This is a genomic window from Streptomyces sp. NPDC058295 (assembly GCF_042880655.1).
Lineage (GTDB): Bacteria > Actinomycetota > Actinomycetes > Streptomycetales > Streptomycetaceae > Streptomyces > Streptomyces coriariae.
This window is the reverse complement of sequence record NZ_JBHVYO010000017.1, coordinates 112,798-128,863: the sequence shown is the minus strand read 5'-3', so window position 1 is coordinate 128,863 and position 16,066 is coordinate 112,798. Positions and strand designations below refer to the sequence as shown.

Sequence of the window (16,066 nt, the reverse complement as noted above, 5' to 3'; positions counted from 1 at the left end):
CCCGGGTATGGACCGACCGCCGCCCGTACCGCCCCGAGCCGACTGCCCGTCCGGCCTCCTCAGCGCCGCCCTGTGGGCGGACCGGCCCTGGTGCCGTGTGCCGATCTACGCCCGGCTCGTCGCGGAGTGGCGGGCCCACGGGCGGACCGTGCCCGCCCGCTCGGACATGCAGTGGGTGCCCTCGTCCTCGGCCCGGCGCCTCCGCCGCGACGAGGACGGCACGTTCCGCCCGTGAAGCGCTACCGGCCGCACATCGGGGTCAGCACGGCCAGCGTGCCGTTGGCCTGTCGCAGCGCCAGCTCCAGCGTGACCGGCGCGTGCAGCACCCCGGTCCCGTCCGGCGGGACCAGCCACTCCAGGAACCGCGCGGCCCGGTAGGGCGGCGGGACCGCCACCCAGGAGCCGCGGCCCGCGCGTCTCAGCCCCGCCCCGATCCACCGGGTGCCGGGATCCGGCGGGAGGAAGAACCCGACCCGGTGCGACGCGGTGTCCACGAGTGTGGGTCCGGGGACGGGGCGGGACGCCTGCCACAGCAGGTCCAGGGTGAGCAGGCCCAGCCGGTCGGGCACGCTGAGGACGTCCCAGTAACGGCCCGCCGCCAGCAGGGCGATCCCGTCGCCCTGGTCCCATTCCCGCTTGCACAGCCGTGGGTCCGTCGCGGCGGCGGCGAGCCATTCCACGCCGCGCGTCCACATCGCATCGCTCATGTCGGCTCCGTGTGACCTCCGCCCCGGCCACATGCCGAGCGGGCATATGCATGCTGGTAGATATCTCTACGTGGCGGAAGGGGTGGCGAACCGTGGCGTTTTGGTGTGTTTCGTTCGAGACCCGAGTCGCTGTTCGGACCCGCGCCGCCCGGCCGGACCCTAGTGGTCGTTCTCCAGGTGCAGCTTGAGCAGGTCCACGCCGTAGTCGCCGCCGTTGGGGGTGCGGATGATGGTGTGGATGTGCTGCTGGGTCGGGGTCCCGTTCGGGCCGCCCATGCCGCCTCCGCCACCGTCGCTGTCCTTGTTGCCGTAGGCGAGCGGCGACTGGGCGTCGTACTCGACGAGGACGACCGGGCTGTGCACGCGGTAGTAGAAGGCCGAGGAGTCCTTGGTCTCGCCGATCCAGTAGAAGTACGTGTCGTCGAGGTGCTCCTCCACCTCCTTCATCTTCACCTCGGCGTGTCCGTCGTCCATGTTGCCGACGTAGACGCGCACCAGATCCAGCAGGGCGCTCTTCTGCGCGGCGGTGAACCCGGAGGCCACGAGGCCCTGGTAGGCCAGCTTGAGGTTGTCCTGGCCGGCGCCGGCCTTCAGGTTGTCGCCGGCCTTGGTCTCCGAGGAGATCACTTTCTCGCGCTGGGCGTCGGTGAGCGACCGCAGCAGGGTGAGCCCGGCCGTCGTCTCCTTCCTGAAGAGGGTGATCTTCTCGCCGTCGTAGGTGGCCGAGGTCGGCTCGGAGCCCATGAAGGTGGGCGTCATGACCACCTGGTCGCCGAGCACGAAGTAGTTGATGGCCACGTGGTGGCCCTCGTACTGGAAGCCCCACGGCGCGGTGGTCGACGGGGTGCCCATGAAGGTGAAGAAGTAGGCGCCCTCGGTGAGCGTGTCCCGGTTGCCGCCGCTGTAGTCGCCCAGGAACGCGTTGAGCTTCATGATGTTGCGGGTCTGGGTGAGCCCCTCGGCGGACAGCGCGACGCCGAGCAGCGCGTAACCGAGGTCGCGCTGCTTGTCGGTCAGGTCGCCCATCCGGGCGCCCTCGCGCTGATAGCCGTCGACGTTGCTCCAGGCCAGCCACTCGTCGTCGTCCACCTCGAAGACGGAGGCCTTGCGCTCCGCGGTGGTCAGCCCGTCCAGGAACGCCTGGGCGGCCTTGACGACCTTGTCGGTGGAGACGTCCGTCGCGTGGATCGAGTACAGGTCGTCCGCGACCTTGCCGTCGGTGGTGACACCGACGAAGTCCGCGTACTTGACCTCGCTCGCTCCGGGGCCCATTCCGCCGGCGCCGCCGCCGGGTCCCCCGGAGGGCATGCCGCCCGGGCCGCCGTAGGACGAGGCGGCACCGGCGGTGTCGGAGCCGCCGGAGGAACAGCCGGTCACGGTCGCCATCGCGGCGACACCGCCGGCGAGCAGCGCCTTGTTCATGAACCAGCGACGGCTGCGTTCGGATGCGGGGGTACGTGGTCGGTGTCCGTGCATGGGCCCCAAACTTCAGGAGCTACCTGAAGGAAACCTGAAACCGGACCGGCCGTCCCCGTCCCCGTCCCCGTCGCGGTTCCGCTCTTCCCGTCCCCCGTCCCGGCCCCCCTCTTCCCCTCTCCGTCCTGACCCCGTCGTTCCCGCCTCCGCCCCCGTCCCCTGGCGGCCCATCCCATCCCGTCACGTCCGTCCGGTGCCGCCCTGCGGAACCGGCAGCGGCAGATCGGCCTGGCGCAGTTCCGCCAGCAACTCGTTCTGTCCCGCGAGGAGTTCGGTGAGGATGCGGCGGGCGGCCCGCAGCAGCTCGGCCACGTCGCCGCCCGCGAGCGCGTAGCTGACCGTCGAGCCCTCCCGGATCGACACCACGATCCCGGCGCGGCGCAGCACCGCCAGTTGCTGGGACAGGCTGGACGGTTCGATCTCGATCTCGGTGAGCAGGTCCCGTACGGCGACGGGGCCGCCCTGGAGCAGTTCGAGGACCCTGATGCGGACCGGGTGCCCGAGCATGCGGAAGAACTCGGCCTTGGCCTGGTAGAGGGGAACCTGCATGATCGATCGCTCGCTCCCTGCCGCGTACGGTGCGTGGTGCGCGATGGCGGGGCGGCCCGCCCGGCCGGCCGTACGCCGCCGCGCGCCACGTGCTGCGTCACGATCCTGGTGGCTGCGGGCTCCGCACACCCGTGTGATGCGCTGATCTGGATGTGTCGAGATGAAGAAATCTTCAATTCGAGGGTGTGCGAAGCCGCGGCCGTCCGGTCGTCTACACCTCGAGCTCGGCCTCGATCCGCTTGAGCTGGTGACGGGCCATGGCCAGGTTGGACCGGCCGCGGTCCAGGACGAGATAGAGGAACAGCCCGCTCCCGCCACGGCCCTTGAGCAGCCGGATGAGGTGGTACTGGCTGGCGAGCGTGATCAGGATGTCCTCGATCTCACCCTTCAGGCCCAGGTGTTCCATGGTGCGGACCTTGGCGCGGATCACATCGGTGTTGCCGGCCGCGGCGACGTTCAGATCGAGGTCCTTGCCTCCGCCGAGCGTGCCCAGTGCCATGCCGCTCGTGTAGTCCACGACGGCGACCCCCACCGCCCCCTCGATCGCCGTCATCGTCTCCTTCATAGAGATCTCCAGATTCGCCACGGCGCTTCTCCTGCCGCTTGCGCGGGCCCGGGCTCCTCCGGCCCCGCTGGTTCCCCGAACGTACGGAGCGTGTCCCCCGACCGAGTGACGCGCTTCGGGACTGGCCCGAGGAACTTCGGATCGGCAAGATCCCTGCACTCTTTTGAACATGCGCGTACGGGAGTTGAGCGGATCGGTGACGCTCGCGGGAACGCGCGATCCCGCCTCGCCGCCCCCGGGTGGCCCTGGGCGATCCCGGGTTCGCCATTTCGGCGCTGTGAGATGGGGCGCAGGGTGTGGCGCCGTCGGTCCCTCCCGGTGCAGGATGACCCCCACTATCAGGAATCCTGTTGATTCCGCGTCGCGAGGACGGGACCGATCATGCCCCTCACCACCAGATTCCAGGCCAGAGCCGTCCAGCTGCTGCTCGGCGGCATGATGGCCCGCGTGCACAAGGACCTGCGGTTCACCGACGTCCCCAAGCGTGCCGAGACCCTCCGGGTGGAGACCGGCGCCGGGCCGGTGACCTGCACCGTCTACCGCCCGTCGGGCACCGACGGCCCGCCTGCCCCCGTCTACGTCAACTTCCACGGCGGCGGGTTCATCGTCGGGCGCCCCGAGCAGGACGACCACCTGTGCCGCTACATAGCCGCAACGGCCGGCTGCGTCGTCGTCAACGTGGACTACGCCGTCGCCCCGCAGCGGCCGTACCCCGCCGCCGTCACCCAGGCGTACGACGTCACCGCGTGGATCGCCGGGAACGGCGACGCGGGCGGCTGGGACGGCTCACGGCTTGCTGTCGGCGGACACAGCGCGGGCGCCAACCTGACGGCCGCGGTGTGCCGCACGGCCCGTGACCGCGGCACCTTCTCGCCACGCCTGCAGATCCTCGACTCCGCGCCCCTGGACATGGTGACCGATCCGGCCGCCAAGCCGTCCCGGATCGCCAAGCCGCTGCTCACCCCCTCGCTCATGCGGATCTTCACCGGCGTCTACGTCGCGGACCCGGCCGGGCGAGCCGATCCGCTCGTCTCGCCCGGGCTGGCCGCCGACCTCGCCGGGCTGCCGCCCGCCCTGGTCATCACCGCGGAGAATGACCGCCTGCGCGACGAGGGCGACGCCTACGCGAAGGCCCTGGAGGCCGCGGGTGTCCCGGTCACGCACCGCGTGTTCGAGGGCGTCGACCACTACTTCACCCACACCGGCCCGGTGCCGGCCGGCAAGGAGGCCATCGCGCTGATGGCCGCCACCCTGCGCACGGCATTCGACGTCGGCGCCTGACCGGGAGGCGTTCCTCAGTTCGCGGGCAGCCACTTCTCCAGGGCGCCGATGAGACGGTCCAGCGCGGGCGCGTCGGTGGATCGGTCCGTCATGACCGTACGGCCGTCGAACTGAAGCGTGTACTGGAACTTGTCCGCCGACCCCATGTCGATCGCGAACGCGGGAACATCGTCGAGCGCCGGATCTCCAAGCAGTGTCCGCAGCGTCGTGAACTGTGCCGCGGTGGTGCGGCGCACCGCGGACTCGCCGCTGTCGGTGGTCCGGACCGTACCGTCGCCCCGGAGGACCACCTGCCGGTTCACCCCGGCGAAGCCGCCGCTGACGGTCATCGTCACCAGCTTCTGGTCCGGGCCGGTGACGGGTACCGGCGACGGGCTCGCCGACGCCGGAACCGACCCGGAGGGCGAGGCGGAGGGGGCGGAGGAAGCGGAGACGGAGGGCGAGGCGGAGGGGGTGACGGGTGACGGTGGAGCGTCGGAGACGGTCGCCGTCACGACGGTCTCGTCCGTCGGCTCCGCCGCCTTCCCGTCGTCCCCGGACGAGCAGCCGGCCAACGCCAGCGCCGCGGCCGCGCACACCATCACCGAACTCCGAGTGAGCACCGTTCTCTCCCCTGCGTGTCATGTCCGTGCGTGTCATGTCCGCGAGGACTCCGGTCCCTGAGTACCCGTCATCTCAGGGTGCCATGCCGCGGGGTTCCCACCCACGGGGGTGCGTCCGGCCTGTGTCAGAAGTGTTGACCCGGGTTCTGAAAACGTTTTAACGTCACCTCACTCGACCCTTGAGGGGAGGAGACTCCGTGGCGACGTTGCTGCGTGAGAACCCCAGTAAGTCGGAAGAGAACAGCGCGTCCCGTCGCCCGTCTCGGCGCCGGAAAGAGCGAAAACGTTTTCAGGGAACGCGCAACCGGACACTGTTCCTGCTCATGCTGCCGGGGCTCGCCTACTTCCTCGTGTTCCACTACGGCGCGCTCGCCGGCAACGTCATCGCCTTCAAGGAGTACGTGCCGTTCGACGGGCTCTGGGGCAGCCCATGGGTCGGCCTCGGCAACTTCCGGCGGATGTTCGAGGACGCCGAGTTCTGGGACGCGGTCCTCAACACCCTCTGGATCGCGGTCCTTCAACTCGTCTTCTACTTCCCCGTCCCGCTCGGCCTCGCGCTGCTCCTGCACACTCTCACCTGGAGCACGGTCCGCCGCTTCGTGCAGTCCGTGGCCTATCTGCCGCACTTCGTCTCCTGGGTGATCGTCGTCGCCCTGTTCCAACAGGTCCTGGGCGACACGGGCATGGTGAACGGCTACCTCGGCGACGCGGGTCTGCACACCGTCGACATCGTCGGCAACCCCGACGCCTTCCGCCCGCTCGTCGTCGCGCAGGTGATCTGGAAGGACGCCGGCTGGGGCACGATCATCTTCCTCGCCGCGCTCTCCCAGGTCGACGAGCAGAGCTACGAGGCCGCCGCGATCGACGGCGCCGGGCCCTGGCGGCGCTTCTGGCACATCACCCTGCCGGCGATCCGGCCGGTGATCGTGCTGCTGCTCATCATGCGGCTCGGCGACATCCTCTCCGTCGGCTTCGAGCAGATGCTGCTCCAGCGCGACGCCGTCGGCCCGCAGACGGCCGAGGTCATCGACACCTTCGTCTACTACCGCGGCATCGTCGGCGGCGACTACGGATTCGCCGCCGCCGCGGGCCTGTTCAAGGGCCTGGTCGGCGCCCTGCTCGTGTACGCGGCCAACCGGGTCGCCCACCGTCTCGGCGAACAGGGGGTCTACCGGTGAGCGCCCACGTCCGACCCGGCTGGATGGAGAAGCCGCGGCCCGCCACCCAGGCCGCGAAGGCCGTCGCCCTCGCCGCGGTCGTCCTCCTGGTCTGTGTGCCCTTCCTGGTCATCGTGTCGACCTCGCTCGCCGCCCCGAGCGAGGTCGTCGCGAACGGCGGCTGGGTGCTGTGGCCCGAGCACCCCACCCTGGAGGCGTACCGGGACATCCTCGACGGCGGCATCGTCACCCACGCCCTCGCCGTCAGCGCCGGCGTCACGCTCGTCGGCACCGCGCTGAGCCTGCTCTGCACGGTCACCCTCGCCTACGCCCTCTCCCGCCCCGGTGTGTTCGGCGGCCGCCCGGTCCTGCTGCTGACCCTTTTCACCTTCCTCTTCCCGCCGGGCATGATCCCGGGCTTCCTGCTGGTCAAGGAGCTCGACCTGCTGGGCAGTTACGGCTCCCTGGTCCTCCCGGTGCTGGTCAACGTCTTCAACCTGGTCGTGCTGCGCGGGTTCTTCCAGGGCATCCCCGAGGAGTTGTACGAGGCCGCCCGCCTCGACGGCGCCGGGGACTGGCGAACCCTGTGGTCCATCGTCCTGCCGCTGTCGAAGGCGGCACTCGCCGTGGTCGGACTGTTCTACGCGGTGGCGTACTGGAATTCCTGGTTCTACGCCTCGCTCTACCTCGAGAGCGACCACTGGCCGGTGCAACAGGTGCTGCGCACCTACGTCGTGGCCGGCTCCGGCCTCACCGACACCACCACCGGCGAGGCCACGGTCAACGCGCCGCAGACGATCCAGATGGCCGTGCTGGTGATCGCCACCGTGCCGATCCTGCTCGTCTATCCCTTCCTCCAGAAGTACTTCACCAAGGGCGTGCTCACCGGCGCCGTCAAGAGCTGACCCCGCACCTCGAGAGCTGATCCCGCACCTCGCCCCGCAGAAAGGTCATTCGTCATGTCCGGCATGTCCCGACGCACGCTGCTGCGATCCGTGGCCGCGGGTGGCGCCGCCGTCGCCGTCCCCGGAATGCTCACCGCCTGCTCCACCACGGGTTCGGACGACAAGGGCGTCTCCAACGCGGGCAAGGAACTCGCCCCCTGGCCCGCCTACGCGGCTCCCGCCGGCCCCCGGCCCGATCTCGCGCCCACCGAGGCGGGCGTCCAGGCGGGTTTCACGTCCTACCCCTCCTCCCTCGCCACCTCGGTCGCCCGTACCCCCGGCGACGGCTCCACCGTGAAGGTCCTGACCGTCACCTTCGGCACCCCGCCCAAGGCGGCGGACCAGAACCGGTACTGGCGGGCCGTCGAGAAGGCCCTCGGCGTCACGATCGAGTTCACGGTGGTCCCGCAGGCCGACTACCAGAAGAAGATGGCCACCGTCATGGCCGGCGACCCCGACTCACTGCCCGACATCATCAACGTCTTCACCAATGTCACCCTTCCGCGCGAGGCCCAGTTCGTACAGCGCAGAGCCGAGGACCTCACGCCGTATCTCTCCGGCGCGGCCGTCCGGGACCACCCCAACCTGGCGGGCATCCCCACCCACGCCTGGCGCGACATGGGCCGCATCGGCGGGCGGCTCTACGGCATCCCCCTCGAACGCCCGCTGCCCGGCTCGACCCTCTGGCTCAACCAGGGCCTGTTCACCGAGGCCGGCATGCGAGGCGGCTGGTCCTCCACGGACTTCGCCGCCGTCGCCCGCAAAGCCACCCACGGCAAGCGGTACGCGCTCGGCGCATCCGTGGGCTCCCTCTTCGGCAACGCCGTGCACGCCGCCGCCCACCACGCCCCGAACGGCTGGGCCGTCGACAAGAACGGCACCTTCCGTCCCCACTACGGCGACGACCGCTACCGGGCCGCCGTCGCCTTCCAGGCCCAGCTGCGCAAGAACGGCTCCTACCACCCCGACGCCACCTCGATGTCCCAGGTGGACCTCGGCACCCTCTTCCTCAACGGCACCGTCGCCGCCCTCCAGGACGGCTTCGGCGCCTACCAGACCCGCTACCCCGACGCCGAGGGACTGCTGACCCCGGCGCCGGCCCTGCCGTACAGCGTCGACGGCACCCCGGGCGGCATCGTCGCCGCCCGCCGCTCCTTCGGCTACACGATTCTCAAGAAGGCCAAGAAGGAGCGCATACAGATGCTGCTGCGCCTCCTCGACCACCTCGCCGCCCCCTTCGGCACCAAGGAGTGGGAACTCGTCCACTACGGCCTGGAGGGCGTCCACTTCACCCGCGGCAAGGACGGCTCCCCGCAGGCGACGAGGCTCGGCGAGGTGGAGAACGTCTCCAACCTGCCGTTCCGCTACCTGGCCGAGGGCCCTCAGGTGCTGTTCCTGCCGGGCAGGCCCGACGCCGTACGCGCCCTGCACACCTGGCAGCGGACGGTCGTACCGGTCGCGATCCGCAACGCCTCCTTCGGTCTGAAGTCCCCGACCGACACCTCCCAGGGCGCCACGCTCAAGGCCCTGATGGACGACACCGTCACCGCCGTCGTCGCCGGCCGTGCCCCGATGTCGGAGTACGACGAGGCGGTACGGAAATGGCGCTCCCGGGGCGGCGACAGAATGGCCGCGGAGTACGCCGAGGAGTACGACGCCGACACCTGAGTCGGCGGCAGCGGCGCAACGGACACGGGCGAGGGGAACGGAGTACGACATGACGGCACAGGGACGGGTGACCATCCGCGAGGTGGCCGAACGCGCGGGCGTGTCCGTGGCCACGGTCTCCCGCGTGCTCAGCGGCAACTACCCGGTTCCGCAGGCCACCCGCACCCGGGTCCTGCGCGCCGCCCGCGCCCTCGACTACGTCGCCAACGCCCACGCCCGGGCCCTCGTCGGCGGCGGCCGCAAGACGGTCGCCGTCGTCCTGCGCCAGGTCACCAGCCCGTTCTACGCCCAGGTCGCCGAGGGCGTCGAGGCGGAGGCCGCCACCCACGGCTGGCTCTGCCTGGTCGGGACCACCGGCGGGGACCCACAGCGCGAGCTGGAGTTCGTGCAGCTCATGCGGGAGGAGGGGGCCCGGCTGGTCATCCTGGTCGGCGGGGTCGTCGAGGACGACGCCTACCGTGAGCGCGTCGCGCACTACGCGCAGGCCCTCGCCTCCGCCGGGGCCCGCCTGGTGCTGTGCGGCCGGCCCGCCCCCGACCCCGGCATCCCCGCGCTCGTCGTCGAGTTCGACAACGAGGCCGGGGCTCGCGCCATCACCGGGCACCTGCTCTCGGCCGGGCACCGCAGGATCGTCTTCCTCGGCGGACTGCCGGGCAACACCGCCCTGGACGCCCGGGTACGCGGCTACCGCGCCGCCCTCGCCGGGCACGGCCTCCCGCCGGAGGCCGCCCAGGTCGTCGACTGCGGACTGGGCCGGGCCGCCGGGCTCCGCGCGATGACCGAACTCCTGGCGCAACGAACGGAGTTCACGGCCGTCTTCGCCGGGGACGACATGGTCGCGGCCGGTGCCCTGCGCGCCATCGCCGAGGCCGGCCTGCGTGTCCCCGATGACCTCTCCGTCGTCGGCTACAACGACATCCCGCTCGCCGAGGACTTCCACCCGCCACTCACCACCGTGCGCACGCCCGCCGAGGAACTCGGCCGCGCCGCCGTGCGCATCGCTCTGCGGGACCCCGAACAGGCCGCCGCCACCCACCATCTGCTCGGCACCCACATCGTCGTACGCGACAGCGTCGCCGCGCCCCCACCCGGGCGCGCCCACCGACCGACGTAAGGAAACCGTCCCCGTATGACCGCGCCGCACCTCTCGGCCGACGCCTGCCGGCTGCCACCCCCCGACCTCGCTCTGTCCCCGTACACCGGCTACACCCGGGCCCACTGGGAGGCCACCGCCGACCGGCTGCTCGCCGCGCTCCGTCCGTACGCCGGTCCCGGCCTCGCCCAGTACCGGCTGCCCGGCCGCACCGGCCACTCCGGTGCCTGGTCGGACGGCCTGGAGGGGTACGCCCGCTCGTTCCTCCTGGCCGCCTTCCGGATCGCGGGCTCGGGCGGAGCCGTCGGCCCCGCGCTGATCGAGCGCTACGCGACCGGTCTCGCCGCGGGCGTCGACCCACGCCATCCGGAGCACTGGCCGCCCATCACCGACCGGAGCCAGCCCATGGTCGAGGCCGCCTCCGTCGCCGTCGCGCTGCACGAGACCCGCCCCTGGATCTGGGACCGACTGCCCGACAGGACGCGGGAGATGACGGTCGCCTGGCTGGGCGGCTTCGTCGGCGCCACCGCCAACGACTCCAACTGGCGGCTGTTCCAGGTCATCACCGAGGAGTTCCTCGCCTCCGTCGGCGGGCCGTACGACCGTGCCGAGATCGACGGGGGACTGGACCGCCTGGACGACTGGTACCGGGGCGACGGCTGGTACACCGACGGCGACGGCCGCAAGTTCGACTACTACAACGCCTGGGCCCTGCACCTCTACCCCGTCCTCTGGGCCCGCGTCGCCGGCCACCGCGCGGATCCCGCCCGCGTCGCCACGCACCGCGCCCGCCTGCGCGAGTTCCTCGACAGCCACCAGTACTTCTTCGGCTCCGACGGGGCCCCCGTGCACCAGGGCCGCTCCCTCATCTACCGCTACGCCACCGCCGCCCCGCTCTGGGCGGGCGCCCTCGCCGACGCCACCCCCCTGCCACCCGGCCGCACCCGCCGCCTCGCCTCGGGCGCCCTGAAACACTTCACCGACCGCCAAGTGCCTGACGAGAAAGGCCTGTTGAGCCTCGGTTGGTACCGGCCCCACCTGCCCGTCACCCAGCCGTACTCGGGCCCGGCCTCCCCGTACTGGGCGAGCAAGGCCTTCCTCGGTCTGCTGCTGCCGGCCGACCACCCGGTGTGGACGGCACCCGAGGAGGCAGGCCCCGTCGACACCGCCGACCGTCAGCTGGCCCTGCCCGCGCCGGGGTGGCTGCTGCACTCCACGGCCGCCGACGGGATCGTCCGCCTGGTCAACCACGGCAGCGACCGGCTTCCGCCGCCGCCCGCCGCTTCCGACGACAGCCCGCACTACACGGGCTTCGCCTACTCCACCGCGACGGCCCCCGAGACCCCGCCCCCCGGCGAACCGCCCGGCGCCGACAACCGCGTCGCCCTGCTGGCCCCCACGGGCCCGTCCCGGCGTGGCCGCATCCACCCGCTGTTCGCGGAGGGCCGTCGCGCGGCCTCCTGGCACACCCCGCTCGGCCCGGACGGCGCCGAATGCCCGCGCATCACCACCGCGAGCGTGGTGCGCGGGCCCTGGGAGATCCGCGTGCACCGCGTCGAGGCCCCCGTCGGCACGCCCGTACGGGCCGGCGGCTGGGCGGTGGCCTGCGACGACGCCCCGCCCCTGGCGCGGACGGGTGAGGCCTGGGCGGTGGCCCGCCGGGCCGACGGTCTCACCTCGGCCCTCGTCGGCCTGTTCGGCTGGGACGACGGCACCGCCGAGGTGGCCCGGGCCCGGGGCCACAACGCCTACGGCGACCACTCCGCCGTCCCCGTCCTCACCGCACCGCACCCGGGCGGCGCGCGGCTGCTGGCGACGCTGGTGGTCCTCACCGCCGACCCGCTCGTCGCGGCGGACGTACGGACCGGAGCGGGCGCGGTCCTCGTCCGCGACGGCACCCTGGAGGTCCGCTTCCCGGACGGCACGACCGAGACCGTCACGCCGGCGCCCGATCCGGGGTGGCGGCCGACGTGAGCGCCGACGCGTGACAGACGCGGGCCCCGGCCCCGGTCCGGCCGCGGTGTCGCTTGCGGCCGGACCGGGGGAGCGGGCAGGGTTCCGTGCCGTGGCCACTTTGCTGATCGTCCATCACACCCCCTCGCCCAACTGCCAGGCGCTGTTCGAAGCGGTCGTCTCGGGCGCGACGGCACCGGAGATCGAGGGCGTCCGTGTCGAACGCCGGGCCGCCCTCGCCGCGACCGCCTCCGACGTCCTGGCCGCCGACGCCTACCTGCTGGGCACGCCGGCCAACCTCGGCTATATGTCCGGGGCGCTCAAGCACTTCTTCGACCAGGTGTACTACCCCTGCCTCGACACCACCCGTGGCCGGCCCTTCGGCTACTACGTGCACGGCGGCAACGACGTCACCGGCGCGGTGCGCGGCATCGAGAGCATCACCACGGGCCTCGGCTGGCGACGCGCGGCCGAGCCGGTCGCCGTCACCGGGGAACCCGACAAGGCGGACGTGGCGGCCTGCTGGGAACTGGGCGCGACGGTCGCGGCCGGACTGATGGACTGATGGACCGACGGGCGCCGGGCGCCGGGTCGCCGTGGGTCAGTGCCCGCCCAGCCCGGGCAGACACGTTCCCTCGACCGTGCGCCCGACGACCTCCGCCGTCGCGTGACCGCCGCTGTCGACGCTCCCGTTGACGCACACCCGGCCCTCGCCGCCCCCTACCAGCATGTCGTGCAGGGGGACCAGGAAGTCGCCCCGCACCTCGATCTGCCGCGCCTCCAGGCCGAGCGCCTCGGCGGCGGCCGTCCGCAGCCCGTCCAGGGTGGTTCCCTCGGCCGCGAGTTCCGCCAGGGCCGCGGCCAGTGCCGTCGCCCGGGGCTGCGCTTCCTGCCGTTGCGCGGTCGTGATGGGCTGGGCCTGACGGTAGGCGTGGTTCTCGGCGACCCGCTGGTCCCAGCCGTAGCTGATGCACGGAGACGGCGACGCCAGGGTGTCCTCGGGCGGCGGGCAGAAGCCCTTGGCCGAGGCGGCGGGCGAGGAAGCCTCCGAGCCGGCAGCCCGGGGGTCGCTCGACGGAGCGGCACATCCGGCGGGGAGGACGAGCAGGGCGAGCAGGACCGGGGCGCCGAGCCGCCACCGTGGCCGTATCCGTGTCATGCCTCGATCATGGCAGGCGGGTAGGACACCCGGGCGCCGGCGCGGGACGGCGGGACGCGGGGGCCGGCGCCGGGCTCAGTTCCAGAGCGGGTACGTCACCACCCGCCCGAACTGCTCCGGCCTGTCCCCGAGGTAGGTGAGGGTCATCCGGCTGTAGTGCCGCACCTGCGGGTTCTTCTTCCACGGCTGCGGCCGGTCCAGCTTCACGACGACGGCGTACGGGTGGAAGGCGCCCGCCGCGCAGTACGGATCGCAGTCGTTGACGACGTTGACCCCGGTGGCCCGCGCCGATTTCGAGCCCCAGCTGTCCCAGTGCAGCGAGACCAGACGGCTGTTGCCGTCGCCGCACGCGAGGATGAAGTCGCCGGGCCGTACCTTGGCGTGCCAGAGGCAGTCGACCAGAACGGGCGGCTTGGCCTGCCGCACCGCGGCCGCGCGCGCCGTGGGCGGCGCCGCGGTGGGCACGGCCGAGGCCGAGCCGACGGCCGCTGTGAGGCCCAGCGCCGCACCGAGCATCACCGCTGTTCTCGTCGTGTGTCGCATGTCCGCTCCCGCCCGACCGAACCGGGAGCCGTCGGTGTCCGCGCCCGGATGAAGTTCTCTACCGACGCTACGACGGCGAGCGGAAGGGGACCACTCGAACGGCCCAGACCCGCCGGGCCCCGCGACGACCGGGAGGAACGAGCCGACGACCGGAAGGGGCGCTCCGACGGCGGGGGAGGGACGCGCTAGGAGACGTCCGCACGCGCCACACGGCTCCCTTCCGCCCCGTCGGCGCCGTCGTCGGCCGCGCCGTCCCGCACGACCACGACGATCTCGTCCGTGCGGCTCCAGACCCGTCTTCCGGCCTTGGCGGGATTGAGCCGGACCCCGTGGCCGACGGGCGCGGCGGCGGTGTCGTGACAGCGGTAGCCGATCGCGCACTCGCTCCGGTCGCGCGCCGCCGCCACGACCGTGGCGAAGGAGGCGGGCCGGTCCGGAAGCACGTAGTGATGTGCCGGCCGCAGCCGCAGTGCGCTGCCTCCGGCGGCGAACAGTTCCTCGAACACCCCGGCCAGGTGCCCGTTCTGCGAGACCTGTGCCATCAGCAGCCCCGTCAGCTGTCCGCCGACGATCGCCTCGGAGCCCGGTCCGAGCGGGGCCAGGGCGCGGTTGCGTTCGTCGGCGAGTTCCGCGATCACCGGCACGGTGTGCCCCGTCTCCTGTGCCAGCGACCGCAGGATCAGCAGGACGACCAGCGTGCGGTGGTCCGGCCGGGCGGCGTCGTCGCCGGTGTCCGGCCCGAGCACGATGATCCGGTCGTAGGAGCCCGGGTCGAGACCGCGCAGGGACGAGGGGTCGGTCGGATCGGCGGTTCCGCAGGTCACGGTGAGCCCGCCGACGAGCGAGGGATCCCTGCGCGGTTCCGGCAGCGGCAGTGTCGCCGGCGCCTGCTCCGTCGGGTCGGTGACGATGTGCAGGAGCGAGCCCGGCCGAGCGCAGCAGCGCAGTTGGTCGACCAGGTGCGGCGCCCGGCGGTTCCAGCCCAGCAGCAGGAAACGCGACGGTTCGACCGGGCCGGCACCGTGTTCGGCCAGCGCCGACGGCTCCACGAGGTCCCTGCAGTCCTCCCACCGCGCGCTGTCCTCGTCCGGTGCCACGACCACGAGGCGGTCCCCCGGCGCGACGACGGTCTTTGGCGGCGGGTTGAGCAGGGGAGTGCCGTCGGCCCGCACCAGCCCTGCCACGGCGGCCGTCGCGCAGTCGAGCAGGACGTCGCCGAATCGACGTCCGGCGAGCTCGGGGGCGGCGGCGAGGTAGAACTCGTCGCCCGCGAAGTCGAGGAGCTCCCGCAGCACGGGCGTCAGGCCCGGGTGCAGCGCGGAGTGCGCGATCAGTCCGGCCGCTGTCCGGTCGGACTCCAGCACGACGCCCCGCGGTCCCGCGGCCAGCCGGGCCGCGGTCCGGTACCGCTCGTCCCGGACGCAGGCGACGACGGGCGGGCCCGCGTGCTCGCCGAGGACGGCGCGCAGGGCCAGCAGGGTCCGTACCGTCTCGGCGTCCCCTGCGGCCTCCGTGCCGGGCAGCACCAGCACCGCGTGCGCCGACCCCGGACTGACCAGGCCGAGCGCGTCGGGATCGGCCGTGGAGCCGCTGCGGCAGATCAGCCGCGTGGTGCCGGTGGGTCCGAGCACGGCCGCCAGCGCCTCCTCCATCTCCGTCTTGTCCCGGTCGGCGAGCACCACGACCGCGCTCCAGCGCTGATCGGCGCGTGCCGCGACCAGCTCGTCGACCACCGTGAACACCTGCTCCGACCAGCCGAGCACCACCGAGTGGCCCGTCTCCACCACGGTGGAGCGGCCTCGGCGCAGTTCGGTGAGGCGGTCGGTGAGGCCGGTGGTGATCACGCCGATCAGGGTCGACACGTACAGCAGGGCCATCAGGCCCAGCAGCACGGACAGCAGCATCCGCAACGGGGCGCCGGTCACCGCGCCCAGCCGCAGGGTCTCCGCGCTCACCCGCCACACCGCGGTCAGCCGGCCCGACAGCGACCGGGGTGAGGAGGGGTCCGTCCACACCAGCAGCGCACTCGCCGGGACGACGATGCCCAGGCAGGTCACGGCCAGCCATCCGACCAGCCTGCCGGTGCTGCGGGCCAGTGTGTTGTCGAACCGGTAGCGCATCCGCTCCCGTAACGAAACCGGCCCTCGCCGCTGCCCTTCCACCGCGCCCCCTGTCCGCCGCCGACACCCGTCGCCACCTGAACTCGCAGGGTGCTGCCCGGAGTGCCGCGACACGCCGTGGGGGTCCCCGTATTCACCCTTTCGGGAACGTGGGCCCCGCGGCTGAAAACGTGCGCCGAGCAGGGCGGATCCCCAGCGGGACATGGTCATTTCCAGCCGTTGTTTTGACATTCCCATGACAAACCTGTG

General features: G+C 72.3%; 16 protein-coding genes. 8 read left to right on the top strand and 8 right to left on the bottom strand.

Features of this window, described 5'->3' with window-relative positions:
- The first annotated feature begins 7 nt into the window (after nucleotides 1–7).
- Nucleotides 8–235 carry a hypothetical protein gene (locus tag ACFVYS_RS20195; protein WP_389503763.1) on the top strand — a complete coding sequence of 76 codons (228 nt, stop codon included), beginning with the start codon at nucleotides 8–10 and terminating at the stop codon, nucleotides 233–235.
- A 4-nt stretch (nucleotides 236–239) separates the two neighbouring features.
- Here ACFVYS_RS20195 and ACFVYS_RS20190 read toward each other — a convergent pair whose 3' ends face one another.
- The 4 genes from ACFVYS_RS20190 to ACFVYS_RS20175 form a co-directional block, all read right to left on the bottom strand.
- Nucleotides 240–707, bottom strand: coding sequence for a hypothetical protein (locus tag ACFVYS_RS20190; RefSeq protein WP_389503761.1), 468 nt, complete (start codon nucleotides 705–707; stop codon nucleotides 240–242).
- A 159-nt stretch (nucleotides 708–866) separates the two neighbouring features.
- Entirely contained in the window at nucleotides 867–2,129 is a 1,263-nt protein-coding gene (locus ACFVYS_RS20185) for a DUF3500 domain-containing protein (RefSeq protein WP_389503760.1), read from the bottom strand.
- A 234-nt stretch (nucleotides 2,130–2,363) separates the two neighbouring features.
- On the bottom strand, nucleotides 2,364–2,732 hold the full coding sequence (locus tag ACFVYS_RS20180) for an ArsR/SmtB family transcription factor (protein WP_385672807.1): 369 nt from the start codon (nucleotides 2,730–2,732) through the stop codon (nucleotides 2,364–2,366).
- A 211-nt stretch (nucleotides 2,733–2,943) separates the two neighbouring features.
- Nucleotides 2,944–3,318: a hypothetical protein gene (locus ACFVYS_RS20175; RefSeq protein WP_028806388.1), complete on the bottom strand. Its 375-nt coding sequence runs from the start codon at nucleotides 3,316–3,318 to the stop codon at nucleotides 2,944–2,946.
- Between the two features lie 360 nt (nucleotides 3,319–3,678).
- Here ACFVYS_RS20175 and ACFVYS_RS20170 point away from each other — a divergent pair, with 360 nt between their 5' ends.
- Nucleotides 3,679–4,578 carry an alpha/beta hydrolase gene (locus ACFVYS_RS20170; protein ID WP_389503758.1) on the top strand — a complete coding sequence of 300 codons (900 nt, stop codon included), beginning with the start codon at nucleotides 3,679–3,681 and terminating at the stop codon, nucleotides 4,576–4,578.
- Between the two features lie 14 nt (nucleotides 4,579–4,592).
- On the opposite strand, the gene ACFVYS_RS20165 is transcribed toward ACFVYS_RS20170, so the two are convergent.
- Nucleotides 4,593–5,180: a hypothetical protein gene (locus tag ACFVYS_RS20165; RefSeq protein WP_389503757.1), complete on the bottom strand. Its 588-nt coding sequence runs from the start codon at nucleotides 5,178–5,180 to the stop codon at nucleotides 4,593–4,595.
- Nucleotides 5,181–5,503: 323 nt separating this feature from the next.
- Here ACFVYS_RS20165 and ACFVYS_RS20160 point away from each other — a divergent pair, with 323 nt between their 5' ends.
- From ACFVYS_RS20160 to ACFVYS_RS20135, 6 genes are all read left to right on the top strand, one after another.
- Nucleotides 5,504–6,358, top strand: a complete 855-nt coding sequence (locus tag ACFVYS_RS20160) for an ABC transporter permease subunit (protein WP_362535270.1) — start codon at nucleotides 5,504–5,506, stop codon at nucleotides 6,356–6,358.
- Entirely contained in the window at nucleotides 6,355–7,242 is an 888-nt protein-coding gene (locus ACFVYS_RS20155) for a carbohydrate ABC transporter permease (RefSeq protein WP_389503756.1), read from the top strand. The genes ACFVYS_RS20160 and ACFVYS_RS20155 overlap by 4 nt, the downstream gene beginning before the upstream one ends.
- 54 nt (nucleotides 7,243–7,296) lie before the next feature.
- Nucleotides 7,297–8,949 (top strand): extracellular solute-binding protein, encoded by a 1,653-nt coding sequence (locus ACFVYS_RS20150; protein WP_389503755.1) that lies wholly within the window; start codon nucleotides 7,297–7,299, stop codon nucleotides 8,947–8,949.
- A gap of 49 nt (nucleotides 8,950–8,998) precedes the next feature.
- The gene (locus ACFVYS_RS20145; protein WP_389503754.1) at nucleotides 8,999–10,063 is read left to right on the top strand and encodes a LacI family DNA-binding transcriptional regulator; all 1,065 of its coding nucleotides are present in this window, start codon (nucleotides 8,999–9,001) and stop codon (nucleotides 10,061–10,063) included.
- A gap of 15 nt (nucleotides 10,064–10,078) precedes the next feature.
- Nucleotides 10,079–12,016 (top strand): DUF2264 domain-containing protein, encoded by a 1,938-nt coding sequence (locus tag ACFVYS_RS20140; RefSeq protein ID WP_389503753.1) that lies wholly within the window; start codon nucleotides 10,079–10,081, stop codon nucleotides 12,014–12,016.
- A 91-nt stretch (nucleotides 12,017–12,107) separates the two neighbouring features.
- Nucleotides 12,108–12,560, top strand: coding sequence for a flavodoxin family protein (locus ACFVYS_RS20135; protein WP_389503752.1), 453 nt, complete (start codon nucleotides 12,108–12,110; stop codon nucleotides 12,558–12,560).
- Between the two features lie 36 nt (nucleotides 12,561–12,596).
- Here ACFVYS_RS20135 and ACFVYS_RS20130 read toward each other — a convergent pair whose 3' ends face one another.
- The 3 genes from ACFVYS_RS20130 to ACFVYS_RS20120 all read right to left on the bottom strand — a co-directional run bounded on the left by ACFVYS_RS20130 (nucleotide 12,597) and on the right by ACFVYS_RS20120 (nucleotide 15,817).
- On the bottom strand, nucleotides 12,597–13,154 hold the full coding sequence (locus ACFVYS_RS20130) for a precorrin-3B C(17)-methyltransferase (RefSeq protein WP_389503750.1): 558 nt from the start codon (nucleotides 13,152–13,154) through the stop codon (nucleotides 12,597–12,599).
- Nucleotides 13,155–13,229: 75 nt separating this feature from the next.
- Nucleotides 13,230–13,697, bottom strand: a complete 468-nt coding sequence (locus tag ACFVYS_RS20125) for a hypothetical protein (RefSeq protein WP_389503748.1) — start codon at nucleotides 13,695–13,697, stop codon at nucleotides 13,230–13,232.
- Between the two features lie 185 nt (nucleotides 13,698–13,882).
- Nucleotides 13,883–15,817 carry an NAD-binding lipoprotein gene (locus tag ACFVYS_RS20120; RefSeq protein ID WP_389503746.1) on the bottom strand — a complete coding sequence of 645 codons (1,935 nt, stop codon included), beginning with the start codon at nucleotides 15,815–15,817 and terminating at the stop codon, nucleotides 13,883–13,885.
- Nucleotides 15,818–16,066 lie beyond the last annotated feature (249 nt).